The sequence below is a fragment of the Burkholderia sp. 9120 genome (genome assembly GCF_000745015.1).
Taxonomy (GTDB): domain Bacteria; phylum Pseudomonadota; class Gammaproteobacteria; order Burkholderiales; family Burkholderiaceae; genus Paraburkholderia.
On the sequence record NZ_JQNA01000002.1, the window covers coordinates 912622 to 934786 of the forward strand.

The window sequence follows — 22165 nt, forward strand, 5'->3', positions numbered from 1 at the left end:
CCGCGCTCAGGTCACCGACTTGCGCGCCTTGAACTCGTCGGTATTCCACGCATCGGTGGAGATGATGTCCTTGAGTTGCGCGATCGTGTCCCAGATGTCCACGTAGCGCACGTACAGCGGCGCAAAACCGAAGCGCAAAATATCCGGCGCACGGAAGTCGCCGATCACATTGCGTGCAATCAGCGCCTGCATGATCGCGTACCCTTCGGCATGTCCGAGCGACACCTGGCTGCCGCGCTGCTCCGCATCGCGCGGCGACGCCAGCGTACAACCCAGTCCCTTCAATTCCTGATCGCTCAACTCGATAAACAGATTGCCGAGCGCCACGCTCTTCTCGCGCAACACGTCGAGATCGACGCCGTCGAACGCTTCGAGCGCGCTCTCCAGCGCAATCACGCCGAGCTGCGGCGCGGTCCCCGTCAGCATGCGGTCAATGCCCGGATGCGGCGCGTAGTCGTGCGTGAATTCAAACGGCTTCGAATGACCGTGCCAGCCGGTCAGCGGCTGACGCATCGCTTCGATATGGCGCGACGCGACGAACACGAATGCCGGTGCGCCCGGACCGCCGTTCAGATACTTGTAGCCGCAACCCACCGCGAAATCGACGTCGCAACGGTTCAGACCGACCGGCATCGCGCCCGCCGAGTGGCACAGATCCCACACGATCAGCGCGCCGGCCTCGTGCGCCTGACGCGTCACCGCCTCCATGTCGTAGCGTTTGCCGGTCTTGTAGTTGACCTGCGTGAGCGAGACGATCGCCACGCTGTCATCGATCGCCGCGACGATCTCGTCGGGATCGACGCAGCGCAATTCGCAACCGGTCATCTCCGCGACGCTCGACGCGATATACACGTCGGTCGGAAAATTAGTGCGCTCGGCCAGAATCACGTTGCGGCCGGGCCGCATGCGCGTGGCCGCTACCAGCACCTTGAACAGATTCACCGAGGTCGAATCGGCAACGATCACTTCGTGCTGCCCCGCGCCGATCAGCTTCGCGATCTTGTTGCCGGTGCGCTGCGGCGCCGGATACCAGTCGGCGTCGTTCCACGAACGGATCAGGCCGTGCGCCCATTCCTGTTTCAACGCCTGCTCGATCCGTGCGGGCACATTGGAGGGCATCGCGCCGAGCGAATTGCCGTCGAGGTAAATCGTGTCGGCGGGCAGATCGAAGCGCGCGCGACAGTGGGCCAAGGTATCGGCCGCATCGAGCGCGGCGCAGTGTTCCCGGGTGATCATCTGGCTTGTTTCCTGTGATTTCTTATTGCAATGACTGGACTGACGCAACGCAATGGAGCTGCGTTGCCGGAGTCGGTTTAAACGGTGTGCGCGACGTCCACCGGCAAATCGAAGAAACGCCGCGCATTGGCGCCGAGAATCTTCGCTTTGGCCGTGTCGCTCAATTGCGGGTGATGCGCGACGAGATCGCCGATCTTCTGCTCGCCGAGCGGAAACGGATAGTCGGAACCGAGCAGCACGTGATCCTCGCCCATCGTGTCGACCAGCAGACGCAACGCGCCCTGGTCGAACACCGCACTGTCCACGTGAAAGCGATCGAGATACGACACCGGCGGATTCGGGCAATCCTCGCGCACGATATCGCGCTGCTCCCACGCGTTCTGCACGCGGCCGAGCAGGAACGCGAAGCTGCCGCCGCCGTGCGCGAAGCACAGCTTGAGCGACTTCGGAATCCGCTCGAATGCCCCCGACAAAATCAGCGACACCATGCTCAATTGCGTTTCCGCCGGCATCGCCACGAGCCACGGCAACATCCACTTTTTCATGCGACCGTCGGTCATCATGTCCCACGGATGCACCAGCACCGGAATGCCGTCGTTCGCGCAATGCGTGAGGAAGGTGACGAGATGTTCGTCGTCGAGATCGCGCGGGCCGAGGTGATTGCCGATCTGCACGCCGCGGTGGCCGGCGCGATGCGCGCGCGTCGCCTCGCGGCACGCCAGATCGATATCCTGCAAGGGCACTTGCGCGAGCGCCATCAAACGTTGCGGTGCGTACGCGCAGAGTTCGAGCGCCTGGTCGTTCATGCGCGCGGCCCACGCGTGCGCGGCGCCAGCGTCGTAGCGATAGCCGAACATCACGGGCGTCGCGCACATCAGTTGAATATCCACGCCGAGCGCGTCCATCTCCGCAATGCGCAGCGCCGGGTCCCACAGCGCCCGATACACCGGGCGAAAGCTCTTGTCGCCGGTCATGATCATGCCGCGCTCACCGTCCGCGTCGATCTTCAGCCACGGCGCGTGGTCCGCGTCGAGGCGCGCGGCCTCCTCCCGCGTGATCGGCGGAAAGAAGTGGGAATGCATGTCGATTCGAAGTGTCATCGTGATTCTGTCGGGTATCGTTTGAGTCAGACGGCCTTGCCGGGATGCACATGGCCGCAATGCGCGCAGCGGCGTTTCTCTTCCGACGCATAGAACGCATTGAACAGCGGCGGCAGATCGTTGACGATGCTCTTGAGCTGCACCTCGACGCGATAGACGAGCTGCCCGCAGTCGTCGCAATACCATTCGAAGCCGTCCACCACGCCCTGCGGGCGCTGCCGTTCGATCACGAGGCAGACGCTGCCCGCCTCCGGCCGCTGCGGCGAATGACGCACATGCGGCGGCAGCAGAAACACGTCCCCTTCGTTCAGATCGACGCGTTCGCGCTTGCCGTCGATCCACAGATACAGGTACGCATTGCCGCGCATCTGATAGAAGAATTCCTCGAGCGGATCGTCGTGATAATCGGTGCGGTGATTCGGTCCACCCACCACGGTGACGATGAAATCGCTGTCCTGCCACACCTGCTGGTTGCCGACCGGCGGCTTCAGCAAATGCGCGTGATCGTCGATCCAGCGCGGGAAATTGAACGGTTTGCCGTACGTGAGCATGGCTGTCTCTTGGTTTGGTTTTATCGCGCGTGTCTAGCGTTTCGGTGCGTACGCCACCGCCTTCATCTCGATCAGCAGATGCGGATGAGGCAATTGATGCACGGCGACCGTGGTGCGGGTCGGGCCGGTTTCGTCGAAGTACTCGCCATACACGGCGTTGTAGCCACCGAAGTCGTTCATGTTGACGAGAAACGACGAGATCTCGACGAGGTTCGACAGATCCGCACCTTCGCTCTGAAGAATATCGCGAATGTTCTCGATCACCACGCGCGTTTGCTCGCGAATGTCGAGTTGCACGGTGCCGAGCTCGTCGGCGCTGGCGCCCGCAATCGTATTGTCCGGCCGGCGCGAGCTGGTGCCGGAGACGAACAGGAAGTCGCCGGCCCGCGTCACATGCGGGAAACGGCCACGCGGTTTCGCTTTGCCGGGCACCACGCGCCCTTGAATGGTCGGTTCGGTCATTGGGAGAGTCGATAGGTAGTGAATTCGGTACTGCCGAGGCCATTGACGACGCAATGCACATGCGCGTCGACCGGCAACGGATGAGCGGCAGTCGCAGCGCCCGCCATGATCAGCGAACCCGCGGGCAGCACGAGCCCGCTTTGCGAAATCAGACGCGAGGCCTGCACGACCGAGCGCAACGGATCGCCGAGAATCGCGGCGGTGGAGCCGGCCTGCACGACACGGCCGTCGACGCGCATCGTCACGCCCGCATTGCGCAAACCGTCGAAGCTGCGGGTCCACGGGCCGATCACCAGGCCTGCGGACGAACAGTTGTCCGCCACCACGTCTTCGAGCGAAAACTTGAAGTCGCGGTAGCGCGAGTCGATGATCTCCATGGCCGGGGCCACGGCTTCGAGGTAACGCGAGGCTTCGAGCAGGGTCAGCGGTCGATCGATTTCGCGGCTCGTCAAAAAGCAGACTTCAGGCTCGACACGCGGATGAATGAAGCGGTCGAGCGCCACGCGGCCGCCGTCTTCGTCGAGCATGGCGTCGGTGAGCCAGCCCCAGATCAGGCTATCCACGCCCATCTGGATCATTTTCGCGCGGCTCGTAAAGCCGAGCTTCACGCCGACCATGCTTTCGCCGCGATGAATGCGCCGTTCAATCGAGGCGCGTTGAATGCCGTACGCCTCGTCGAGCGAAAACGGTGTGGCCGTGGTGAGTTGCGCGATCGGGTCCGCGTGGCGCGCGGCGTTGTCGATGCGCTCGGCCATCGCGTCCAGCGAGATCATGCGGCCTCCTTCGCCAGCTCGCGCGCCTTGAGCATATCGAGCGCGACGTCGACGATCATGTCCTCCTGGCCGCCGACCATGCGGCGCTTGCCGAGTTCGACCATGATCTCGAAAGCGGACAGGCCGTATTTCGCCGCCGCCGCTTCCGTGTGACGCAGAAAGCTCGAATACACGCCGGCATATCCGAGCGCGAGCGTTTCCCGGTCCACACGTACCGGCCGTTCCTGCAGCGGACGCACGATATCTTCCGCGGCGTCGATCAGCTTTTTCACGTCGCAGCCGTGATTCAGCTTCATGCGATCCACCGCCGCGATAAACACTTCGAGCGGCGCATTGCCCGCGCCCGCGCCCATGCCGGTGAGCGACGCATCGATGCGGTCGCAACCATGTTCGAGCGCGACGATCGAATTCGCCACGCCCAGCGACAGATTGTGATGCGCGTGCATGCCGGTTTGCGTCGCCGGATCGAGCACGGCCTTGAACGCGTCGAAACGCTCGCCGACGTCGCGCATATTCAGCGCGCCGCCCGAATCGACCACATATACGCACTGCGCGCCGTAGCTTTCCATCAGCTTCGCCTGCTTCGCCAGCGCATCCGGCAAGGTCATGTGCGACATCATCAGAAAGCCGACCGTGTCCATGCCGAGCGAACGCGCGTACTCGATATGCTGCTTCGAAATATCGGCTTCGGTACAGTGCGTGGCGATCCGCACGATGCGCGCGCCGGCGTCATAAGCCGCGCGCAGATCGTGGACGGTGCCGATACCGGGCAGCAGCAGCGTGGCCACTTTTGCGCGCTTCACGGTCGCCGCGACGGCTTCGATCCATTCGAGATCGGTATGCGCGCCGAAACCGTAGTTGAAGCTGGAACCCGACAAGCCGTCGCCATGCGCGACCTCGATACTGTCGACGCCCGCGTCATCCAGCGCCTGCGCGATCGCGACCGCGTGGTCGATCGAGTACTGATGGCGGATCGCGTGCATGCCGTCGCGCAGCGTCACATCCGAAACGTAAATCTTGTTGCTATCGGTCATTGCGTTTGTCCTCGTGTCTTCGCCGTCACGTCACGCCGCCACGCGGCTGGCCGCGATCTGCTCGGCCGCGGCCAGCGCCGCCGAGGTCATGATGTCCAGATTCCCCGCATACGAAGGCAGGTAATGCGCGGCGCCCTCCACTTCGAGGAACACGCTCACTTTCAGGCCCGCGCGGCGCTCGTTCGCATGCAGTGCCAGCGGATTCGCCGCGGTATAGCGGTCGAACTGCACGGCCTGCTTCAGCCGGTAGCCGGGTACGTAGCTCGCCACCGCGGCGACCATCGCGTGAATCGAACTTTCTATTTCGTCGGTGTCGGCGTCTTCTTCGGTCAGGCAGTAGACGGTGTCGCGCATCATCAGCGGCGGCTCGGCCGGATTCATCACGATGATCGCCTTGCCGCGCGTCGCGCCGCCGACCGTTTCGATCGCTTTCGAGGTGGTCTCGGTGAACTCGTCGATATTGGCGCGCGTTCCCGGCCCGGCCGAACGGCTCGCAATCGATGCGACGATTTCCGCATAGCGCACCGGCGCGACGCGCGACACCGCATGCACGATAGGAATCGTCGCCTGGCCGCCGCACGTGACCATGTTCAGGTTCGGTGCGTCGAGATGCGCGAACAGATTGACCACCGGCACCACGAACGGCCCGATCGCGGCCGGCGTCAGATCGATCACGGTCACGCCGTGCTCGCGCAGTACGGCTGCGTGGCGATGATGCGCGCCGGCCGAGGTGGCGTCGAACGCGATGCGGATATCGCTGAAATTACGCATGGCGACGAGGCCGTCGATTCCGTTCGCGGTGGTCGGCACACCGAGCCGTTCGGCGCGCGCGAGGCCGTCCGAAGCCGGATCGATACCGACCATCGCGCCCATTTTCAGGTGCTTCGCGTTTCGCAGCACCTTGATCATCAGATCGGTGCCGATGTTGCCGGAGCCGATAATGGCGACGGCCTGCTTGTCCTGCTGAAGTTGATCGTGCATGGCGTTCCCGTTCACGACGTGGAGTCAGGGTGATGGGCAAAGCTCGCGCTAACGGAGCCGAGCCCTTCGATATGGGCGGTGAAAACGTCGCCGGCATTCACTGCCACCATGGGCCCAAGCGCGCCGGTCAGCACGATGTCGCCGGCCCGCAGCGGCGCGCCGACGCGCGTCATCGTATTGGCGAGCCACACGGCCGCGTAGAGCGGATTGCCGAGGCAGGCCGCGCCGACGCCGACGCTCACCTGATCGCCGCGCCGCTCCATCACCATGCCGCACTGGATCGCGTCGAACGCGTCGAGTTTGACCGGGCGGTTGCCGAGCACGAACAGACCGCTGGAGGCGTTGTCGGCCACCGTATCGGTCAGACGGATATCCCAGTTGGCAATCCGGCTGCCGACAATTTCGATCGCGGGCAACGCGTAAGCCGTCGCGCCGATCAGATCGGCGATCGTGTGGCGTTCGTGCGGCAGATCGCGAGCGAGCACCAGCGCGATTTCCGCTTCCACTTTCGGCTGCTGCGTGCGCGACAGCGCGATCTCCTCACCGTCGGCAATCGACATATCGTCGAACAGCATGCCGAAGTCCGGTTGATCGACGCCGAGTTGCGCCTGCACGGCTTTCGACGTCAGGCCGATTTTGCGACCCACCAGCCGATCGCCGTTCGCGAGCTTGCGCTCGGTGTTCAGACGCTGCACCGCGTACGCGGCGTCGAGCGCGTCGCCGCCGAGCGCGGCAATAGCTGCGCGCTGCGGTGCGATGGGGGCGCCGTTCTGCTGCGCTTGCCACAGCGCATCGGCAAGCAGTCGTGCGGCGTTCAGGTCGATGGCGCTCATGCGATCCTCACGCAAACGTTGGTCAGTTCCGAATAGAAATCGAGCGAATGACGGCCCCCTTCGCGGCCGATGCCCGACAGCTTCGTGCCGCCGAACGGTGTGCGCAGATCGCGCACGAACCACGCGTTGACCCACACGATGCCGGTTTCGATCTGCCGCGCGACGCGGTGGCCGCGCGCCAGGTGCGTCGTCCAGATACTGGCGGCGAGACCGTACGCGCTATCGTTCACGCGGCCGATCACCTCGTCTTCGCTATCGAACGGCGCAATGTGGCACACCGGTCCGAAGATTTCTTCTTTCACGCAGCGGGCGTTATCGGCGAGGCCGGTCCAGATGGTCGGCATCACGAATGCGCCCTGATCGCGCGCGTCGCCGAATTGCGGCACCGTGCCGCCCGTCACGACCGTGGCGCCCTCTTCGACCGCCAGCCGGAAATACGACAGCACTTTCTCGCGATGCCCGCGCGAAATCAGCGGGCCCATGGTTGTCACTGGATCGTCCGGTGCACCGATTCGCAGCGCTTCGGTCTTTTCCTTCAGCGCCGCGACGAAGCGCTCGAAAATCGGCCGCTCGACGTACACGCGCTCGCTGCACAGACACACCTGGCCCGCATTCGTGAAGCTCGACTTCAGCACGCCCGCCACGGCTTCATCGAAGTCCGCATCGGCGAACACCACGGCCGCGTTTTTACCGCCGAGTTCGAACGAGATTTCCTTCACGCCGTCGGCAACCGTTTTCATGATCGTGCTGCCGGTGCGCGATTCGCCGGTGAACGTGATCGCGCTGATCTCCGGATGACGCGTCAGGAATTCCCCCGCCGCATTCGGCCCATGACCGTGAATCAGATTGAACACGCCAGGCGGCAGACCAATGTCGTGCATCACTTCGGCCAGCAACGTGGCCGAAGTCGGCGTTTCCTCCGAAGGCTTGGCGACGACGCAATTACCCATGGCGAGCGCCGGCGCGACTTTCCACGTGAACAGCAGCAACGGCAGATTCCACGGCGAAATAATGCCGACCACGCCGAGCGGTTTGCGCGTCACGTAGTTGATCAGTTCGCTGCCGTCGGCGGCGTGGGTTTCGAAGAACTCGCTATGGGCGGTGCGGATCAGATCGGCAAACGTGCGGAAGTTCGCGATGCCGCGCGCGATATCGAGCTTGCGAGCCTGTTCGAGCGGACGGCCGGTGTCGGCGACTTCGGCGGCGACGAAGTCGTCGAAACGCGCCTGGATACCGTCGGCAATCTTGTGTAGCCAGTCGGCGCGCTGCGCCGGCGTGGTGTTGCGCCAGCCGGCGCGTTGCGCGGCGACGGCGGCACGCACGGCGGCGTCGACCGTGGCGGCGTCGGCCTCGCAGACCTGCGCGAGTTCGCGGCCGTCGACCGGACTGATGTTAGGAAAAGTGCTTGCGGTGGCGACGAATTCGCCATTCACGTAATGGCGAAGTAACGCACCTGAAGATTGAGCGCGCTGCGCGGCGGCCGGGGTGAAGGTCACAACGTCTCCTGCTCGATTGAAGTATTGGCAGGAGTCTAAGGTCGAGGCCTCGCGCGGCGGTAATCAAAGATTGGGTGGTGGGTATGCTAAAGGGGAATACCAGAAACAGGCCGTTCAGGCCGGCTCAAACCGCCGCATCGGCCACGGGCGCGGCCACGCTGACGGCCTCGCGCAGGCATTCCACGAAGGCCTGACAGGCGGCGCTCTGCTCCTTGTGCGAGCGCACCGAGAAGCCGACCGTGCCGAATGCGCCGCTCTCCGGCAGATCGAGAATCCGCAGCAAACCGGCGTCTTCGAACTGCTGCGCCGCAACGCGCGGCATCAGCGCGATACGCGGCGTGTCGAGCAGCAGACCGATGTTCGTCAACAGCGACAGCGACTCGACGATATCGGTCGGCAACGGCAAGCCGGCCGCGCGAAACAGATGTTCCGCCGACAGCCGCGCGGGCGAATCGGGCGTGGGCAGAATCCACGGCGAGCCGACCAGCGCCGCCAGATGCGTGACGCCCGCCGGCGCCGGGCCATAGCCCTTGCCGACCACCACGCACAGGGATTCGTCGAACAGCGCCTCGTGCGTCAGCGGAAACGCGCTGGCAATCGGCAATTCACGCTCGGGCAGGCGGCCGACCACGATATCGAGGTCGCCGGTGGCCAATGCCGGGAACAGATGCGCGGTAGTGCCTTCGCGCACTGTTATCAGCACGTTCGGCGTGCGCGCCTTCAGCATTGCGATGGCGGTGGGCAAGAGCCGCGCCGACGCCGAAATCAGTGTGCCGACGATCACATGACCACTGGTGCCGAGGCGAAAATCGTTCAGCTCGTCGGTCATATAGCGCAGTTCTGCCATCAGCGATTTGACGCGCCGCCCGAGCAGCAGGCCGAGATCGGTGGGCACCACGCCGCGATTCGAGCGCGCGAACAACGCGCCGTCGAAACAGGACTCGAGTTCGTGAATGACCTTGGTGACGGCTGGTTGCGTCAGGCGCATTTCATTGGCCGCACGCACGACGGAACGCGTTTCCAGCACACGTTCGAAGATCATGAGCTGATTGAGCTTCAGCTTGCGGATCAGGGAAATCTCGCTGAGCGGATTGGATTGCATGGCGAAGGAGCGCGGAAATCGACGATCCGCGATGGTAACAGCACAAAACCACGCGGCCGATCCGGGGCAGCCCCTGGTTCGACAACGCTGGGCACATCTATTGCTCTATTCCGCTCGCCGGCACACACCCCGTCAAAGCACGTCGTGCCCACAACGCGTGGCCGTTTTCGAGTTCAATCCAGCAATCCATCGGTGGGAGGCCCCATGCTTCGATACGCTGTCATCTTCTTCATCATCGCCATCATCGCCGCAGTGTTCGGTTTCGGCGGCATTGCCGCCGGCGCCACGGAAATTGCCAAGGTGCTGTTCTTCATCTTCGTGGTGATCTTCCTCGTCACCTTGCTGATGGGCGTGATGCGGCGCTGAGCGCCCTTAGCCCATCGGCGTCCGACTCTTCAGGTCGGATGACCCCGCCCCGGTGCGCGCGTCAGCGCTCGTTGCGGCTTCATTGCAATAATTGCCACACGGTATTGCAATAGTTGCTGCGCGCACCGGGGCTTATTCTTTTCAGCGCATCGTTCAAGCGGCGCGCGCGACCGGCGCCGGCACACTCAATCGATGCGACCAGTTAGCCAGCGTACGCGTCGCCACCGGCGGCTTGCTCAGGATCGCGCTGTCGTACTGCTTGCCGTCGAAGCGCACGAAATCGACGATCCGAAACCCCTGCCCACGATAGAACGCGATCAGATGCGCGGCCGGCTGCGGCGTATCGAGCGCGAGCTCCGCATAACCGCGCGTCGCGGCCCAATGATCGGCGAACGCAATCAGCAAGGTGCCGATACCGCGCGCCTGCCACGCGGGTTCCACGGCGAACTGCCGCAAGCTGGCGATATCGTCGCGCCGGTAGAGCTCGCAGGAAGATTCACGCTCCGGCGCATAGAGCGTCATCGTGCCGACGAGGCGGCCCTCGCACACCGCGACGTAGCAGTCGCCGCGCGTGGCGCGCGAGCGGGTGGTGTCGACCGTCTGGTTTACACAGGTGCAATTGAGACCGGCCTGGCCTAGCGGTGCAAAGGCGCGATGCAGCAACGCCGTCAACGCGACAAATGAATCGCGCGCCGGATCGAAGCGGCGCAATTCGACACGGCCGACGCCGTGATACACGTAGTCGATACGAACGGATTGCTGCTGCGTTGCACGTCGCTTCACGGTGAGCACCTCAGGCTTGTCAGGATGCTCGAAGTGTAGATTTGGGGTAGCAGCGTCTCAAGAAAAAATGTCGTAAAAACTCACTGAGGACCGAGATGCAACTCCTCGCATAGAAACGTGTGCAAGGTTTGAACCGCGGCCGCATGCTTGCCCGGCACTTGCCGCATGAAGAGCCCAAAGTCCGCCGTGGGCGCATCGGGCAAACCGTCGGCCTGACCGAGCACGCGCATCGACTCCGGCCGGATATTGCCGTCGAGCAGCACCGACACGCCCAGCCCCGCCTCCACCGCCGACTGCACCGCGGGCAAACTGGTGCTGGTGCAGACAATGCGCCACGCGATCCCCGCGCGCCGCAGCGCGGTCAGCACCAGTTGCTGCCACAGACATGTGCCACCAAACGCCACCACCGGCAACAGCGCGTCCGGCTCGCGACTGAAGCCGCGCGCACCGACCCAGAAGAGCGGCTGGGTCCACGTGAGCAGCGGCGTCGCATCGATCAGCGCGGGATCGCCGACCACCACGTCGAGACCGCCCTCGCCGAGCCGGTTCGACAACGCCTCGCTACTGTCGACGACAATCTCCAGCGCCACCTGCGGATACGCCGTCGAAAAGCGCCGCAACGCGCGCGGCAGACGTCCGACCGCGATGTCTTCAAGCATGCCGAGGCGCACGCTGCCGGAGACTTGCCCCGCACTCAACGCGCGCCGTGCATCGGCGCCCGCCCCGAGGATGGTATGCGCGTACGGCAACAACACATGCCCGGCCTCGGTGAGTTGCACGCCACGCGGCGAGCGGTCGAGCAAACGCTGCCCAAGCTCCTCCTCCAGCCGTTTCAACTGCATGCTGACGGCCGCCTGGGTGCGCGCGAGACGTGCGGCCGCCACGCCCACCGCGCCGGTTTCCGCCACGGTCACAAACGCGCGCAGCAGACTGCTGTCCAGATCTCGGGTCATCAGCTTTCCTGAAGTGGGCATAAGAAATATCAACTTATCTTAATACCCGCCACGCCGCTAAGATAGCGGCCACGAACCCGAACCAACGGCGATAAGCGACCTACGACGATGCAGGACACCACCCTCCAACCGGCGCTGAGCCCCGCGCAGCCCGCGCTAAAACCCGCCGGCTCCCCGTGGGCCGCCTTGCTGTGCATGCTGTCGATGGCGAGCGTGCAGTTCGGCGCCGCGCTCTCCGCGCCGACCATGGCCGCCTACGGATCGCTCAGCACGACGTGGCTGCGACTGAGCTGGGCCGCCCTGGTGTTGGCTTTGCTGGTGCGCCCGCGCCTGCTGAGCTACTCGCGCGCGCACTGGTTCGCGGCCGGCGCGCTCGGCGCGGCGATGGCCGGCATGACCTTGTGTTTCTTCTCGGCATTGCAGCGCATTCCCTTGGGACTGGCGGTCGCGATCGACTTTCTCGGACCGCTCGCCGTCGCCACCTTCGCGGTGCGCCGCCTGCGGGCGCTGCTGTGGCCATTGCTGGCAATTGCCGGCGTGGTGCTGCTGTCGCGCGATCGCGGCGGCTGGATCGGCGAGCCGCTCGGCGTGCTGCTCGCCTTCGGCGCGGCGCTCGGCTGGGGCAGCTACATCGTGCTGATGAAGAAGACCGGCGCGTTATTCGCGGGACTAGAAGGACTGTCGGTGTCGCTGCTTGCCGCGGCGCTGATCGCCACGCCGTTCGGCCTGGCGCAAAGCGGCGGCCACATCGCCGGCGCGCAGATCGCCGCCACGGCGGGGCTCGCGTTGCTGGTGCCGTTGCTGCCGTACGCACTGGAAATGGTGGCGCTGCGGCGCATGCCCGCCGCGTCATTCGGCATCCTGATGAGCGTCGAACCGGCGATCGGCGCGGTGGCCGGCTTCGTCGTGCTGCATCAGCCGATGGGAGTCTTGCAGATCGCGGGGACGCTGCTGGTCGTCACCGCGAGTGTCGGGGCGGTGGTGGCCACGGGTTGAAGGTGAAGGCCTGTGCCGTCGCGGTCACGATCGCGGCTACATTCCCTTTCACGCGATGTTTTCCGCTTCATAAAGCCGCCGGCCCGCGGCGTCTTTCGTGCCTAGCGTCGGCGCGAAGTCGATCGGCCAGTCGATGCCGATATCCGGATCGTTCCACACGATGCAGCGCTCGAGTTCGGGAAACCAGTACTCCGTGGTCTTCCACAGACACTCCGCCGCCTGCGACAGCACCACGAAACCGTGCGCGAAGCCCGGCGGCACCCACATCTGCCGATGATTCGCCGCGCTCAGATACGCGCCAGTCCATTTGCCGAAGTTCGGCGAATTGAGCCGCACGTCGACGGCGACGTCGAACACCTCACCGACCGTCACGCGCATCAGGCGGCCTTGCGGACGCTGCACCTGATAGTGCAGTCCGCGCAACACGCCACGCACCGCGCGCGAATGCCGGTCCTGCACGAACGTGAAGCCGGGCGCGACGTCGTCGGTAAACTCGTCGGTGCTGAAGCTCTCGAAGCAGAAACCGAACTCGTCGCAAAACACTTCGGGCTCGATGAGCTTCACCTCCGGCAATGCCGTCGCGATGACCTTGTTGCCCATTGCCGCTGTACTCGTAAAAAGCCTGCCCGGCGCGATGACGACCGCCGTTGCGGCCGCGCCAACCGGTCATGAGGCGCACCGCCGGCGCGCCTACCCTCGCTTGCGCGAGTTGAAAGAACGCTAGACCTCCGACGCCACCCGGCTACGCGCGCGATATTCGGTCGGCGACAATGCCATCCGTTTGCGGAATATTTTGGCGAGGCGATCGCCGTTGCCGGTGCCGCTGCGCCGCGCGATCTTGTCGACCGGCAATTCGGTTTCGGTCAGGAAATTGCAGGCAATCCGTAGCCGCACCTGCAACAGATAGTCCGACGGCGTGAGCTGCATTTCGTGCTTGAAGCGCCGCAGGAAATTGCGCTCGCTCATGGCGGCCACTTGCGCGGCATCCGCCACCGAGACCGGGCGATCGCAGTTCGCTTCCATCCAGCGCGCCGCCGCGCGGATCTTCTCGGCCACGCTGAGCGTGCCGCCTTCCGCGGGTAACGGCACCCACGTTGCGGCCATGCCGGGCATGACGCGGTCGGCGACGCTGCGCGCCAGTTCCGCGCCCAGGTCGCGCTTGATGAACATCAGCGCGCTGCGGGCGCAGTCGTTACGATCACTGGAGGCGCCGAAGGCGCTGTCGGCCGACGCGCCCGCAGGGAAGCGATTGAGTTGCGGCCCGGTGGATTCGGTCGGCCCGGCGGCGTCCAGCACAAGCCGTCCTTCGCCGATCGCTTCGATGGTCCGGGTACGCGTTTGCACCGAACGCAGCCAGCTGAGCAGCCGCTCGTCGTGCGCGGCCGTCTGCGCGCCCTGGCCACCGGCGATATACAGCACGTCGAAGCCGCTGCCGTAGCGCGTGTCGATACGGTCGGTCCAGATCCGCACGGACGACGAACTGGCGACGCTGCCGCCGTCCATGGACAGAAACTGCACCTCGTAGGGCGGCTCCTCGCCGGCTCGCGAACCCGCGAGTTCATTGGCGGTCTGGAACATTTCGATCACCGTGCCCGGCCCGAGCAGCCAGAAGCCGTTGAACAGCACCACGCCGATTCGCCGCGCCGCACTACGCACGTTCAATGTCGGCGTATGGAGCCAGGTGATCCTCGCGGTATCCAGGTGCATCTGCGGCATGATCTTTCCCCAAACTAGCCTACGTTGTGGACCCCGATGCCCCGTTAGCGCCCATATCAGCAAAATGCGTTATTAAGATTGAAACCGCCGATAACGCCGCTTAACGGATTAAGCGTGATGTTAGCGGAATGCTTCGCTATAGTAAATTTGAAAAACAAATCCGTATCGAGAAACGCAAGGTATGAAGAAAAACATTATCTGGCGTTTCATCCGGCAGACGGCCTGTCGCGGCGTGGTGGCGTGGCGAAATCCCGGTGCGATTTTGCCGTCTGCCTGCGCAGCCGCGTGCAGACTCGCATTTCAGCCGCTTGGCCGCCGGCTGTACGCAAGCCAGCGTGGGTTTGATTTACCGTCCGGGGTGATTCACGATGCGGCGAAAAGTGTTTCAAACCTGAACTCGACACTTCGCGAATAATGACAATCCAATCGCATTTTTATTCGCAAACCGGGAATTTATCTACGCTTCCATTGATACCGGCCCCGATATCATACGAATCCGTTCTTTAAGCATTTTTCAGTCCATTTCTTACCGACAGAAAATGTTTCGATATTGAAACATCCGGCGCCTTTACGTCTGACTTAAACGGCTTCCAATCCCCACGGCTCAAGAAAAAACCTCAGACGATTGAACCCTGCGGCGACGGGCAGGTCGTGCGGCGTTCTTAAACAAAGTTTCATGCCCCGATCGTGCACTTTAAGGATCGTCTAAGAATCGCGGGGCCATAATTTGGGCATCGTGATAGCCGCAAGGAGCAGAGCCATGACGCGCCCCATGAACATCGAAAGAGTCAACGAGTATGGACAGCAGGCGATCCGCATCGACATTGAAGGTCGCGCGGTGCTGCTCGACGTGTCCGATCTGGACGCCATGATCGAACATCTCGGCGCACTGCGCGCGATGATGCGCCCGGAAGTGCCGAAAGAGCCGTTGCGCACACATCAATATGTGGTCGAGGTCGATCCCTGCTGGCACACCGAGAAGCATCCGCTGCACGATGGCGCCGTGGTGTTCCTGCGTCATTCAGGACTCGGCTGGGCCGGCTTCGCGCTGCCGACCGACAGTCTCGCCAAGTTGCATCACGCGCTGACGCAACATCTGGAAGCCTCGCTCGAAGTACACGGCATGCTCAACTGAATATTGCGCTGCGCGCACAACAGCGTTTCAGAATGCGCGCGCAACGCGCCACCCATCCCACCTATACTGTGCCCAGCCGCGTGGCAGCGGCTACTTTCTTTCAAGTCTTTTTTCCGAAGCGCGGCTCCGTCCGCGCTCTTTTTTTGTCCGCGCTTTCCCATTACTTAGGTTTCCAGATGTTTTCACCCAGGCATGACGGTCCTGCGTAATCTGCATTGTTCATGAACATTTCATAAAATTAAAAAAGACTTAATCCACCTAGCTGTCCGGTTTTACTCGCCATCGCCGATGATGCATCCCATCGCCCTTCTCTACTGTTCCACTATGAACCAGCTACAAGCGATGCGTGTCTTCACACGAGTAGTCGATCTCGCCAGCTTCAATCTTGCGGCAAGACAGTTAGGCATGTCCGCGGCCGCGGTCACACGCAGCGTCGGCACGCTGGAGGCGCATCTGAACATGCGTCTTCTGAATCGCACCACGCGCAGTCTGTCGCTGACCGACGTGGGCCGCGAGTATCTCGACGGTTGCCGCGCGATCATCGAAAAGCTCGACGAGATGGAATCGACGCTGCTGGAAACCACCCGCGACCCGCAAGGCACGCTGCGCATCGCGACGCCCATGACGTTCGCCAGCGCGGGCCTCGGCGCACTGCTGGCCTCGTATCGCACGCTGCATCCACGGGTGGACTTCGACGTCACGACGTTCGACACGCACATCGACCTGGTGGAAGGCGGTTTCGACGTCTGCTTCTCCGACGACCGCCGGCTCACCAACTCCACGCTGGTGAGTCGATTGCTGACCAGCGTCGACGAAATCACGGTAGCGTCCCCCACGTATCTCGCGCGCAACGGCACGCCGCGCGATCCGGCCGCGTTGAACCGACATGGTCTGCTGACCGTGTCCGACGGTTCGTCGCGCACCTGGGAGTTCACCGACGCCGACGGCCTTTACCGCGTCAACACCGGCAGCGCGCTCACCGCGACGAGCAGCGCGATGGTGCGCGTAGCGGCGTTAAACCATATGGGTATCGCGCTGCTGCCGTTGCCGATCATTGCCGACGACCTCGCGCGCGGCGCGCTCGTGCCCGTGCTCGAACAGTTCGAGATCAACGGCGGACCTCGCCTGGTGTCGATTCTCTACTCCGGCCGCAACTATCTGTCGATGCGCGTGCGCAGCTTCATCGACTTCGCGGTCGGCCAGTATCGCGCGCCGGACCGTCAGGTCGCTTTGCGCGCGGTCGCCTGAACCGGGCTCGCGCATCATGCCCAAAATATTGACCATAGAAGATGACGAGCTGATCGCCCACGACATCGTGCGCACGCTCACCGCCAGCGGCTTTTCCGTCGAGGTGGCACGCACTGGCCGCGAAGGCATGGCGAAGGTCATGGCGGGCGACTACGACGTCGTGACGCTCGACCGCATGCTGCCCGATCTCGACGGCCTGACGATCGTCGCGACCATGCGCGGCGTCGGCATGGAAACGCCCGTGCTGGTGATGAGCGCCATGTCCGACGTCGATCAGCGCATTCAGGGTCTGCGTGCCGGCGGCGACGATTATCTGACCAAGCCCTTCTCGCCCGAAGAAATGTTCGCGCGCGTCGAAGTATTGTTGCGACGCCGCCCACGTCACGCGAAAGCCGAGACGCTGCTGCGCAGCGGCGCGCTGGAACTCGATCTGGTCCGCCGCAAAGTCATGCACCGGCAACGCGAACTCGACCTGCAACCCACTGAATTCCGCGTACTCGAATTCATGATGCGTCACACCGGCCAGGTGCTCACGCGAACGATGATTTTCGAAGCTGTGTGGGGCTGCCGTTTCGATCCCGGCACGAACCTGATCGACGTCCATGTAGGCCGCTTACGCAAGAAAGTGGACACGCCCGGCGAGCGTCCGTTGATCCGCACGATTCGCGGTTCGGGTTATCTGTTCGGCTGACGCATTCCAACCGTTGCGGTGAACGAACTTTAGCGCTGCCTGCAGCGCTAAAGTCGTTGCGGCACGCGTGCCGATGCGATGACGGACCACGCGCCGCTTCCTAAAACTAGTTTCATTTGATTAGTCCACGCCTGTTAGGCCCCGCTCTCCAGAATGCCGGTACCGGGTCGCGCCATCAGGGCGAGCCCCACTTGACACACGCCCGCGCAGATTCAATCGCGCCTCTGAACGGAGCAGCCTTCGATGTTAAAAATAGTCCGGTTGGCTTTAACCCGGCCCTACACGTTCATCGTGCTGGCGCTGCTGATCCTGTTGATCGGCCCGCTTGCCGCGTTGCGCACGCCGACGGATATCTTTCCCGACATCCGCATTCCCGTGATCAGCGTGGTGTGGAACTACGCCGGCCTGCAACCGGACGACATGTCCGGGCGGATCGTCAGCTACTACGAACGCACGCTCGGCACGACCGTCAACGACGTCGCGCATATCGAGTCGCAATCGTTTCGCGGCTACGGCATCGTTAAGATTTTCTTCCAGCCGACCGTGGATATCCGCACCGCCACCGCGCAGGTCACCTCCGTGTCGCAGACGGTGCTCAAGCAGATGCCGCCCGGCACCACGCCGCCGCAAATTCTCAACTACAACGCGTCCACGGTGCCGGTGCTGCAACTGGCGCTCACCAGCAATACGCTCGACGAACAGAAACTCGCCGACTACGCGACCAACTTCATTCGTCCGCAATTGCTCAGCGTGCCGGGCGTGGCGATTCCGACGCCGTACGGCGGCAAGACCCGTGAAGTACAGATCGACCTCGATCCGCAGGCCTTGCAGGCGAAAAAGCTCTCGGCGAACGACGTTGCCACGGCGCTCGCGCAGCAGAACCAGATCATTCCCGCCGGCACCGAAAAGATCGGCCGCTTCGAATACAACATCAAGCTGAACAACAGTCCGCTCGCGCTCGACGAGCTCAATGCGCTACCGATCAAGACCGTGGATGGCGCAACCATCTACATTCGCGATGTGGCGCACGTGCGCGACGGTTATCCGCCGCAAAGCAACGTGGTCCGCGTGGACGGGCATCGCGCGGTGCTGATGAGCATTCTGAAGAACGGCTCGGCGTCGACGCTCGACATTATCGCGGGCGTCAAGGCGCAACTGCCGCGTATCGAAGCAACCTTGCCGCCGAGCCTGAAGCTCGTCACGATGGGCGATCAGTCCACCTTCGTGAAAGGCGCGGTCAGCGGCGTGGCGCGCGAAGGCGTGATCGCCGCCGCGCTGACCTCGCTGATGATTCTGCTGTTCCTCGGTAGCTGGCGCTCCACGGTGATTATCGCGGCGTCGATTCCGCTCGCGGTGCTGGCCGCGATTGCCGGCCTTGCCGCGATGGGCGAAACACTCAACGTGATGACGCTCGGCGGCCTCGCGCTGGCGGTCGGGATTCTGGTCGACGACGCCACCGTCACGATCGAGAACATCAACTGGCATCTGGAACAAGGCAAGGACGTGAGGAGCGCGATTCTGGACGGCGCCGCGCAGATCGTCGCGCCTGCGTTCGTGTCGCTGCTGTGTATCTGTATCGTGTTCGTGCCGATGCTGCTGCTGAACGGCATTGCGCGTTTTCTATTCGTGCCGATGGCCGAAGCCGTGATCTTTGCGATGATCGCGTCGTTCATTCTGTCGCGTACGTTTGTGCCGATGATGGCGCAATACCTGTTGCGTCCGCATGCATCGGGCGGCCACGCGTCGGGCGAACTCGCCGCCGTGATGGACCCGCACGGCGGCCACTTCCACGCGCCGCCGTCGCGCAATCCGCTGGTGCGTTTCCAGCGCGGCTTCGAACATCGTTTCGAGCGCGTGCGTGGCGTGTACCGGATCGTGCTGGGTCTCGCGCTCACCCACCGCAAGCGCTTCGTGACGGGGTTTCTGATCGTGGTCGGCGCGTCGTTCCTGCTCGCGCCGTGGCTCGGCCGCAATTTCTTCCCCAATATCGACTCGGGCGAAATTGCGATCCATGTACGCGCACCGATCGGCACACGGATCGAAGACACGGCCGCGCAATTCGATCAGATCGAAAACGCGGTGCGCCGCGCGATTCCGCCGGATCAACTGCGCAGCATCGTCGACAACATCGGCTTGCCGAACAGCGGTATCAATCTGACCTATAACAACAGCGGCACGACCGGCCCGCAGGACGGCGACATTTTCGTTTCGCTGAACGAGGACCATCAGCCGACCGCGGACTACGTGCGCACCTTGCGCGAAACATTGCCGCGCCAGTTTCCGGGGACGACGTTCGCGTTCCTGCCGGCCGATATCGTGAGTCAGATTCTGAATTTCGGTGCGCCCGCACCGATCGATCTGCAGGTCGCCGGGCCGAACCAGGCGGCGAATCATCGCTACGCCAACGAAGTGATGCGCCAGATGCGGATGATTCCCGGCATCGCCGATACGCGGATCCAGCAAGCTTCCACCTATCCGCAATTCACCGTCTCGGTGGACCGCTCGCGCGCCGATCAGCTCGGCATTACCGAACAGGACGTCACCAACTCCGTGGTGGCGAGCCTGTCCGGCACGAGCCAGGTGTCGCCGACTTACTGGCTCAATCCGAAGAACGGCGTGTCGTATCCGATCGTGGCGCAAACGCCGCAATACCGGATGACGTCGCTGTCGAACCTCAGCAATCTGCCGGTGACCAGCAAGGCCGGCCAGGCGCAGATTCTCGGTGGCATTGCGACGATCACACGCGGCGTGGGCGATGCGGTCGTGTCGCACTACAACATCGAGCCGCTCTACGACGTGTTCGCGACGACGCAAGGTCAGGACCTCGGCGCGGTCGCCGCGAAGATCCAGACCATCGTGCACGCCACCGCGAAAGACGTGCCGAAGGGTTCGATCGTCACGCTGCGCGGCCAGGTGCAAACCATGAACAGCGCGTTCCTCGGTCTGTCGCTCGGCCTGCTCGGGGCGATCCTGCTGATCTTTCTGCTGATCGTCGTGAATTTCCATTCGTGGAGCGATGCGTTCGTGATCGTCACCGCGTTGCCCGCGGCACTGGCCGGCATCGTCTGGATGCTGTTCACCACGCACACGCCGCTCTCGGTGCCGGCGCTGACCGGCGCGATTCTCTGCATGGGCGTGGCGACCGCCAACAGCATTCTGGTGGTGAGCTTTGCGCGCGAACGGCTGGCGGTGACCGGTAATGCGCTGGTCGCCGCAATGGAAGCCGGCTTCACGCGCTTTCGCCCGGTGCTGATGACCGCGCTCGCCATGATCATCGGCATGGCGCCGATGGCGCTCGGCCTCGGCGACGGCGGCGAACAGAACGCCCCGCTCGGTCGCGCCGTGATCGGCGGTCTGATCTGCGCGACGTTCGCCACGCTGCTGTTCGTGCCCGTCGTCTTCAGTCTCGTGCACCGGCGCGATGCCGCCGGGCACGATCATTCGCCCGCTTCTTCTCACGACCACTCTTCATCCGAACCCGGAGCCCATCATGTCCACTGAGATCGAGATCAATTCGCCCAAACGGCTGCGTCATCTGAGGCTCGTCGGTATCGTCGCGCTGCTGGTCGCGGCGGGCATCGTGGCGAGCGGTATCGCGAGTCGCGTCCACGCGAAGCAGGAGTTGACCACCTGGTCCGCGCAGCAAGCCGTGCCGACGGTGGTTGCGTACACACCCAAACACGACGCCGACGCGCAGGCGCTGGTGTTGCCGGGACGTCTGTCCGCCTTCGTCAACGCGCCGATCTATGCGCGTGTGTCCGGCTATCTGCACGCGTGGTACGCGGATATCGGCACGCATGTCAAAGCCGGCCAATTGCTTGGGGTGATCGACACGCCGGACCTCGATCAGCAGTTGCAGCAGGCGCGCGCCGATCTGCAGAATTCGGTGGCCAATGAAAAACTCGCGGCGTCCACCGCGCACCGCTGGACGGAGATGCTGAAACAGGACTCGGTTTCGCAGCAGGACGCCGATGAGAAGACCAGCGACCTCGTCGCAAAGCAGGCCACGGTCGCCGCGGCCCAGGCGAATGTGGGCCGCCTGGAAGCGCTCGAATCGTTCAAACGCATTACCGCGCCGTTCGACGGTGTCGTCACCGCACGCACGACCGATATCGGCGCGCTGATCAACGCCGGTGGCGGCAATGGGCCGGAGCTGTTCTCGGTATCCGACGCGCGCCAGTTGCGCGTCTATGTCAGCGTGCCGCAGGATGAAGCGGCCGCGATCCAGCCCGGCATGAGCGCGACGCTCACCGTGCCGGAACGTCCGGGCGTCAAGTTCAACGCCAAACTGGTCGATACCGACGACGCGATCACGCCGTCGTCCGGTACGTTGCTGGTGCAACTATCGGTCGACAACAAAGACGGCGTGTTGATCCCCGGCGAGTACACCGAGGTGCATTTCGATTTGCCGACCAATGCCCACGCGTTGTCGATTCCCGCGAGTTCGCTGATTTTCCGGCAACACGGCTTGCAGGTCGCCGTGGTCGGCAACGACAACCGCGCGGTGCTGAAACCCGTATCGATCGCAACCGATCTCGGCACGCACGTCGAGATCGCGTCGGGTCTGAACCCGAGCGACCGCGTGATCGACAACCCGCCCGACTCACTCGCCTCGGGCGATGAAGTGCGGCTGCAAGGCACCCCGGGCACGGCGCTGGCGGAGCGCCGCGCGGCGGAGAGCACCCATGGATAAACGCCGCTTGCGCGTT

General features: G+C 63.6%; 22 protein-coding genes. 8 read left to right on the forward strand and 14 right to left on the reverse strand.

The genetic code is table 11. The features are described 5' to 3' along the window. Positions 1–6: 6 nt before the first annotated feature. From kynU to FA94_RS12335, 10 genes are all read right to left on the reverse strand, one after another. The gene (kynU, locus tag FA94_RS12290; RefSeq protein WP_035551358.1) at positions 7–1236 is read right to left on the reverse strand and encodes a kynureninase; all 1230 of its coding nucleotides are present in this window, start codon (positions 1234–1236) and stop codon (positions 7–9) included. Between the two features lie 77 nt (positions 1237–1313). Then, entirely contained in the window at positions 1314–2336 is a 1023-nt protein-coding gene (locus tag FA94_RS12295; RefSeq protein WP_035551361.1) for an amidohydrolase family protein, read from the reverse strand. 26 nt (positions 2337–2362) lie between these two features. Continuing rightward, complete coding sequence (locus FA94_RS12300; protein ID WP_035551364.1) at positions 2363–2887, reverse strand: 3-hydroxyanthranilate 3,4-dioxygenase; 525 nt, start codon at positions 2885–2887, stop codon at positions 2363–2365. Positions 2888–2920: 33 nt separating this feature from the next. Then, positions 2921–3349 (reverse strand): RidA family protein, encoded by a 429-nt coding sequence (locus FA94_RS12305; protein WP_035551368.1) that lies wholly within the window; start codon positions 3347–3349, stop codon positions 2921–2923. Next, positions 3346–4122 (reverse strand): 2-keto-4-pentenoate hydratase, encoded by a 777-nt coding sequence (locus FA94_RS12310; RefSeq protein WP_035551371.1) that lies wholly within the window; start codon positions 4120–4122, stop codon positions 3346–3348. The genes FA94_RS12305 and FA94_RS12310 overlap by 4 nt, the downstream gene beginning before the upstream one ends. Further along, positions 4119–5156: a 4-hydroxy-2-oxovalerate aldolase gene (dmpG, locus tag FA94_RS12315; RefSeq protein WP_035551375.1), complete on the reverse strand. Its 1038-nt coding sequence runs from the start codon at positions 5154–5156 to the stop codon at positions 4119–4121. Before dmpG ends, FA94_RS12310 begins: the two co-directional genes overlap by 4 nt. A gap of 30 nt (positions 5157–5186) precedes the next feature. Then, on the reverse strand, positions 5187–6137 hold the full coding sequence (locus tag FA94_RS12320; RefSeq protein ID WP_035551377.1) for an acetaldehyde dehydrogenase (acetylating): 951 nt from the start codon (positions 6135–6137) through the stop codon (positions 5187–5189). Between the two features lie 11 nt (positions 6138–6148). Further along, entirely contained in the window at positions 6149–6970 is an 822-nt protein-coding gene (locus tag FA94_RS12325; RefSeq protein WP_035551379.1) for a fumarylacetoacetate hydrolase family protein, read from the reverse strand. Then, positions 6967–8466 (reverse strand): 2-hydroxymuconic semialdehyde dehydrogenase, encoded by a 1500-nt coding sequence (locus tag FA94_RS12330; protein WP_035551382.1) that lies wholly within the window; start codon positions 8464–8466, stop codon positions 6967–6969. Before FA94_RS12330 ends, FA94_RS12325 begins: the two co-directional genes overlap by 4 nt. Before the next feature lie 124 nt (positions 8467–8590). Next, positions 8591–9568, reverse strand: a complete 978-nt coding sequence (locus FA94_RS12335) for a LysR family transcriptional regulator (protein ID WP_035551384.1) — start codon at positions 9566–9568, stop codon at positions 8591–8593. A gap of 204 nt (positions 9569–9772) precedes the next feature. On the opposite strand from FA94_RS12335, the gene FA94_RS37950 reads away from it, so the two are divergent. Continuing rightward, positions 9773–9934, forward strand: a complete 162-nt coding sequence (locus FA94_RS37950; protein ID WP_035551387.1) for a DUF1328 domain-containing protein — start codon at positions 9773–9775, stop codon at positions 9932–9934. Between the two features lie 153 nt (positions 9935–10087). Here FA94_RS37950 and FA94_RS12345 read toward each other — a convergent pair whose 3' ends face one another. Further along, on the reverse strand, positions 10088–10717 hold the full coding sequence (locus FA94_RS12345; protein WP_035561954.1) for a GNAT family N-acetyltransferase: 630 nt from the start codon (positions 10715–10717) through the stop codon (positions 10088–10090). A gap of 80 nt (positions 10718–10797) precedes the next feature. Continuing rightward, a complete protein-coding gene (locus FA94_RS12350; RefSeq protein ID WP_035551390.1) occupies positions 10798–11670 on the reverse strand; it encodes a LysR substrate-binding domain-containing protein in 873 nt (290 codons plus the stop codon). 108 nt (positions 11671–11778) lie between these two features. Between FA94_RS12350 and FA94_RS12355 the strand changes: the two genes are divergently transcribed. Further along, positions 11779–12666 (forward strand): EamA family transporter, encoded by an 888-nt coding sequence (locus FA94_RS12355; RefSeq protein ID WP_035551393.1) that lies wholly within the window; start codon positions 11779–11781, stop codon positions 12664–12666. Between the two features lie 48 nt (positions 12667–12714). On the opposite strand, the gene rfbC is transcribed toward FA94_RS12355, so the two are convergent. Together rfbC and FA94_RS12365 are read right to left on the reverse strand one after the other, a co-directional pair. Further along, positions 12715–13266, reverse strand: coding sequence for a dTDP-4-dehydrorhamnose 3,5-epimerase (rfbC, locus tag FA94_RS12360; protein WP_035551396.1), 552 nt, complete (start codon positions 13264–13266; stop codon positions 12715–12717). 120 nt (positions 13267–13386) lie between these two features. Then, positions 13387–14382, reverse strand: coding sequence for a GlxA family transcriptional regulator (locus FA94_RS12365; protein WP_035551399.1), 996 nt, complete (start codon positions 14380–14382; stop codon positions 13387–13389). A gap of 181 nt (positions 14383–14563) precedes the next feature. Between FA94_RS12365 and FA94_RS38580 the strand changes: the two genes are divergently transcribed. The 6 genes from FA94_RS38580 (at position 14564) to FA94_RS12390 (ending at position 22149) form a co-directional block, all read left to right on the forward strand. Continuing rightward, positions 14564–14797: a hypothetical protein gene (locus tag FA94_RS38580; protein WP_156126618.1), complete on the forward strand. Its 234-nt coding sequence runs from the start codon at positions 14564–14566 to the stop codon at positions 14795–14797. 345 nt (positions 14798–15142) lie between these two features. After that, positions 15143–15517, forward strand: coding sequence for a hypothetical protein (locus FA94_RS12370; RefSeq protein ID WP_035551401.1), 375 nt, complete (start codon positions 15143–15145; stop codon positions 15515–15517). 324 nt (positions 15518–15841) lie between these two features. Further along, positions 15842–16765: a LysR family transcriptional regulator gene (locus FA94_RS12375; RefSeq protein WP_035551403.1), complete on the forward strand. Its 924-nt coding sequence runs from the start codon at positions 15842–15844 to the stop codon at positions 16763–16765. A gap of 16 nt (positions 16766–16781) precedes the next feature. Next, on the forward strand, positions 16782–17456 hold the full coding sequence (locus FA94_RS12380; protein ID WP_035551406.1) for a response regulator transcription factor: 675 nt from the start codon (positions 16782–16784) through the stop codon (positions 17454–17456). Between the two features lie 243 nt (positions 17457–17699). Continuing rightward, positions 17700–20957 (forward strand): efflux RND transporter permease subunit, encoded by a 3258-nt coding sequence (locus tag FA94_RS12385; protein WP_035551409.1) that lies wholly within the window; start codon positions 17700–17702, stop codon positions 20955–20957. Beyond that, complete coding sequence (locus tag FA94_RS12390; RefSeq protein WP_035551412.1) at positions 20947–22149, forward strand: efflux RND transporter periplasmic adaptor subunit; 1203 nt, start codon at positions 20947–20949, stop codon at positions 22147–22149. The genes FA94_RS12385 and FA94_RS12390 overlap by 11 nt, the downstream gene beginning before the upstream one ends. The last annotated feature ends 16 nt before the right edge of the window (positions 22150–22165 follow it).

Excerpts from the sequence above, each read along its gene's own strand:
- kynU (WP_035551358.1), bottom strand. The coding sequence starts at position 1,236 with ATGATCACCCGGGAACACTGCGCCGCGCTCGATGCGGCCGATACCTTG.
- FA94_RS12295 (WP_035551361.1), bottom strand. The coding sequence starts at position 2,336 with ATGACACTTCGAATCGACATGCATTCCCACTTCTTTCCGCCGATCACG.
- FA94_RS12300 (WP_035551364.1), bottom strand. The coding sequence starts at position 2,887 with ATGCTCACGTACGGCAAACCGTTCAATTTCCCGCGCTGGATCGACGAT.
- FA94_RS12305 (WP_035551368.1), bottom strand. The coding sequence starts at position 3,349 with ATGACCGAACCGACCATTCAAGGGCGCGTGGTGCCCGGCAAAGCGAAA.
- FA94_RS12310 (WP_035551371.1), bottom strand. The coding sequence starts at position 4,122 with ATGATCTCGCTGGACGCGATGGCCGAGCGCATCGACAACGCCGCGCGC.
- dmpG (WP_035551375.1), bottom strand. The coding sequence starts at position 5,156 with ATGACCGATAGCAACAAGATTTACGTTTCGGATGTGACGCTGCGCGAC.
- FA94_RS12320 (WP_035551377.1), bottom strand. The coding sequence starts at position 6,137 with ATGCACGATCAACTTCAGCAGGACAAGCAGGCCGTCGCCATTATCGGC.
- FA94_RS12325 (WP_035551379.1), bottom strand. The coding sequence starts at position 6,970 with ATGAGCGCCATCGACCTGAACGCCGCACGACTGCTTGCCGATGCGCTG.
- FA94_RS12335 (WP_035551384.1), bottom strand. The coding sequence starts at position 9,568 with ATGCAATCCAATCCGCTCAGCGAGATTTCCCTGATCCGCAAGCTGAAG.
- FA94_RS37950 (WP_035551387.1), top strand. The coding sequence starts at position 9,773 with ATGCTTCGATACGCTGTCATCTTCTTCATCATCGCCATCATCGCCGCA.
- FA94_RS12350 (WP_035551390.1), bottom strand. The coding sequence starts at position 11,670 with ATGACCCGAGATCTGGACAGCAGTCTGCTGCGCGCGTTTGTGACCGTG.
- FA94_RS12355 (WP_035551393.1), top strand. The coding sequence starts at position 11,779 with ATGCAGGACACCACCCTCCAACCGGCGCTGAGCCCCGCGCAGCCCGCG.
- rfbC (WP_035551396.1), bottom strand. The coding sequence starts at position 13,266 with ATGGGCAACAAGGTCATCGCGACGGCATTGCCGGAGGTGAAGCTCATC.
- FA94_RS12365 (WP_035551399.1), bottom strand. The coding sequence starts at position 14,382 with ATGCCGCAGATGCACCTGGATACCGCGAGGATCACCTGGCTCCATACG.
- FA94_RS38580 (WP_156126618.1), top strand. The coding sequence starts at position 14,564 with ATGAAGAAAAACATTATCTGGCGTTTCATCCGGCAGACGGCCTGTCGC.
- FA94_RS12370 (WP_035551401.1), top strand. The coding sequence starts at position 15,143 with ATGACGCGCCCCATGAACATCGAAAGAGTCAACGAGTATGGACAGCAG.
- FA94_RS12375 (WP_035551403.1), top strand. The coding sequence starts at position 15,842 with ATGAACCAGCTACAAGCGATGCGTGTCTTCACACGAGTAGTCGATCTC.
- FA94_RS12380 (WP_035551406.1), top strand. The coding sequence starts at position 16,782 with ATGCCCAAAATATTGACCATAGAAGATGACGAGCTGATCGCCCACGAC.
- FA94_RS12385 (WP_035551409.1), top strand. The coding sequence starts at position 17,700 with ATGTTAAAAATAGTCCGGTTGGCTTTAACCCGGCCCTACACGTTCATC.
- FA94_RS12390 (WP_035551412.1), top strand. The coding sequence starts at position 20,947 with ATGTCCACTGAGATCGAGATCAATTCGCCCAAACGGCTGCGTCATCTG.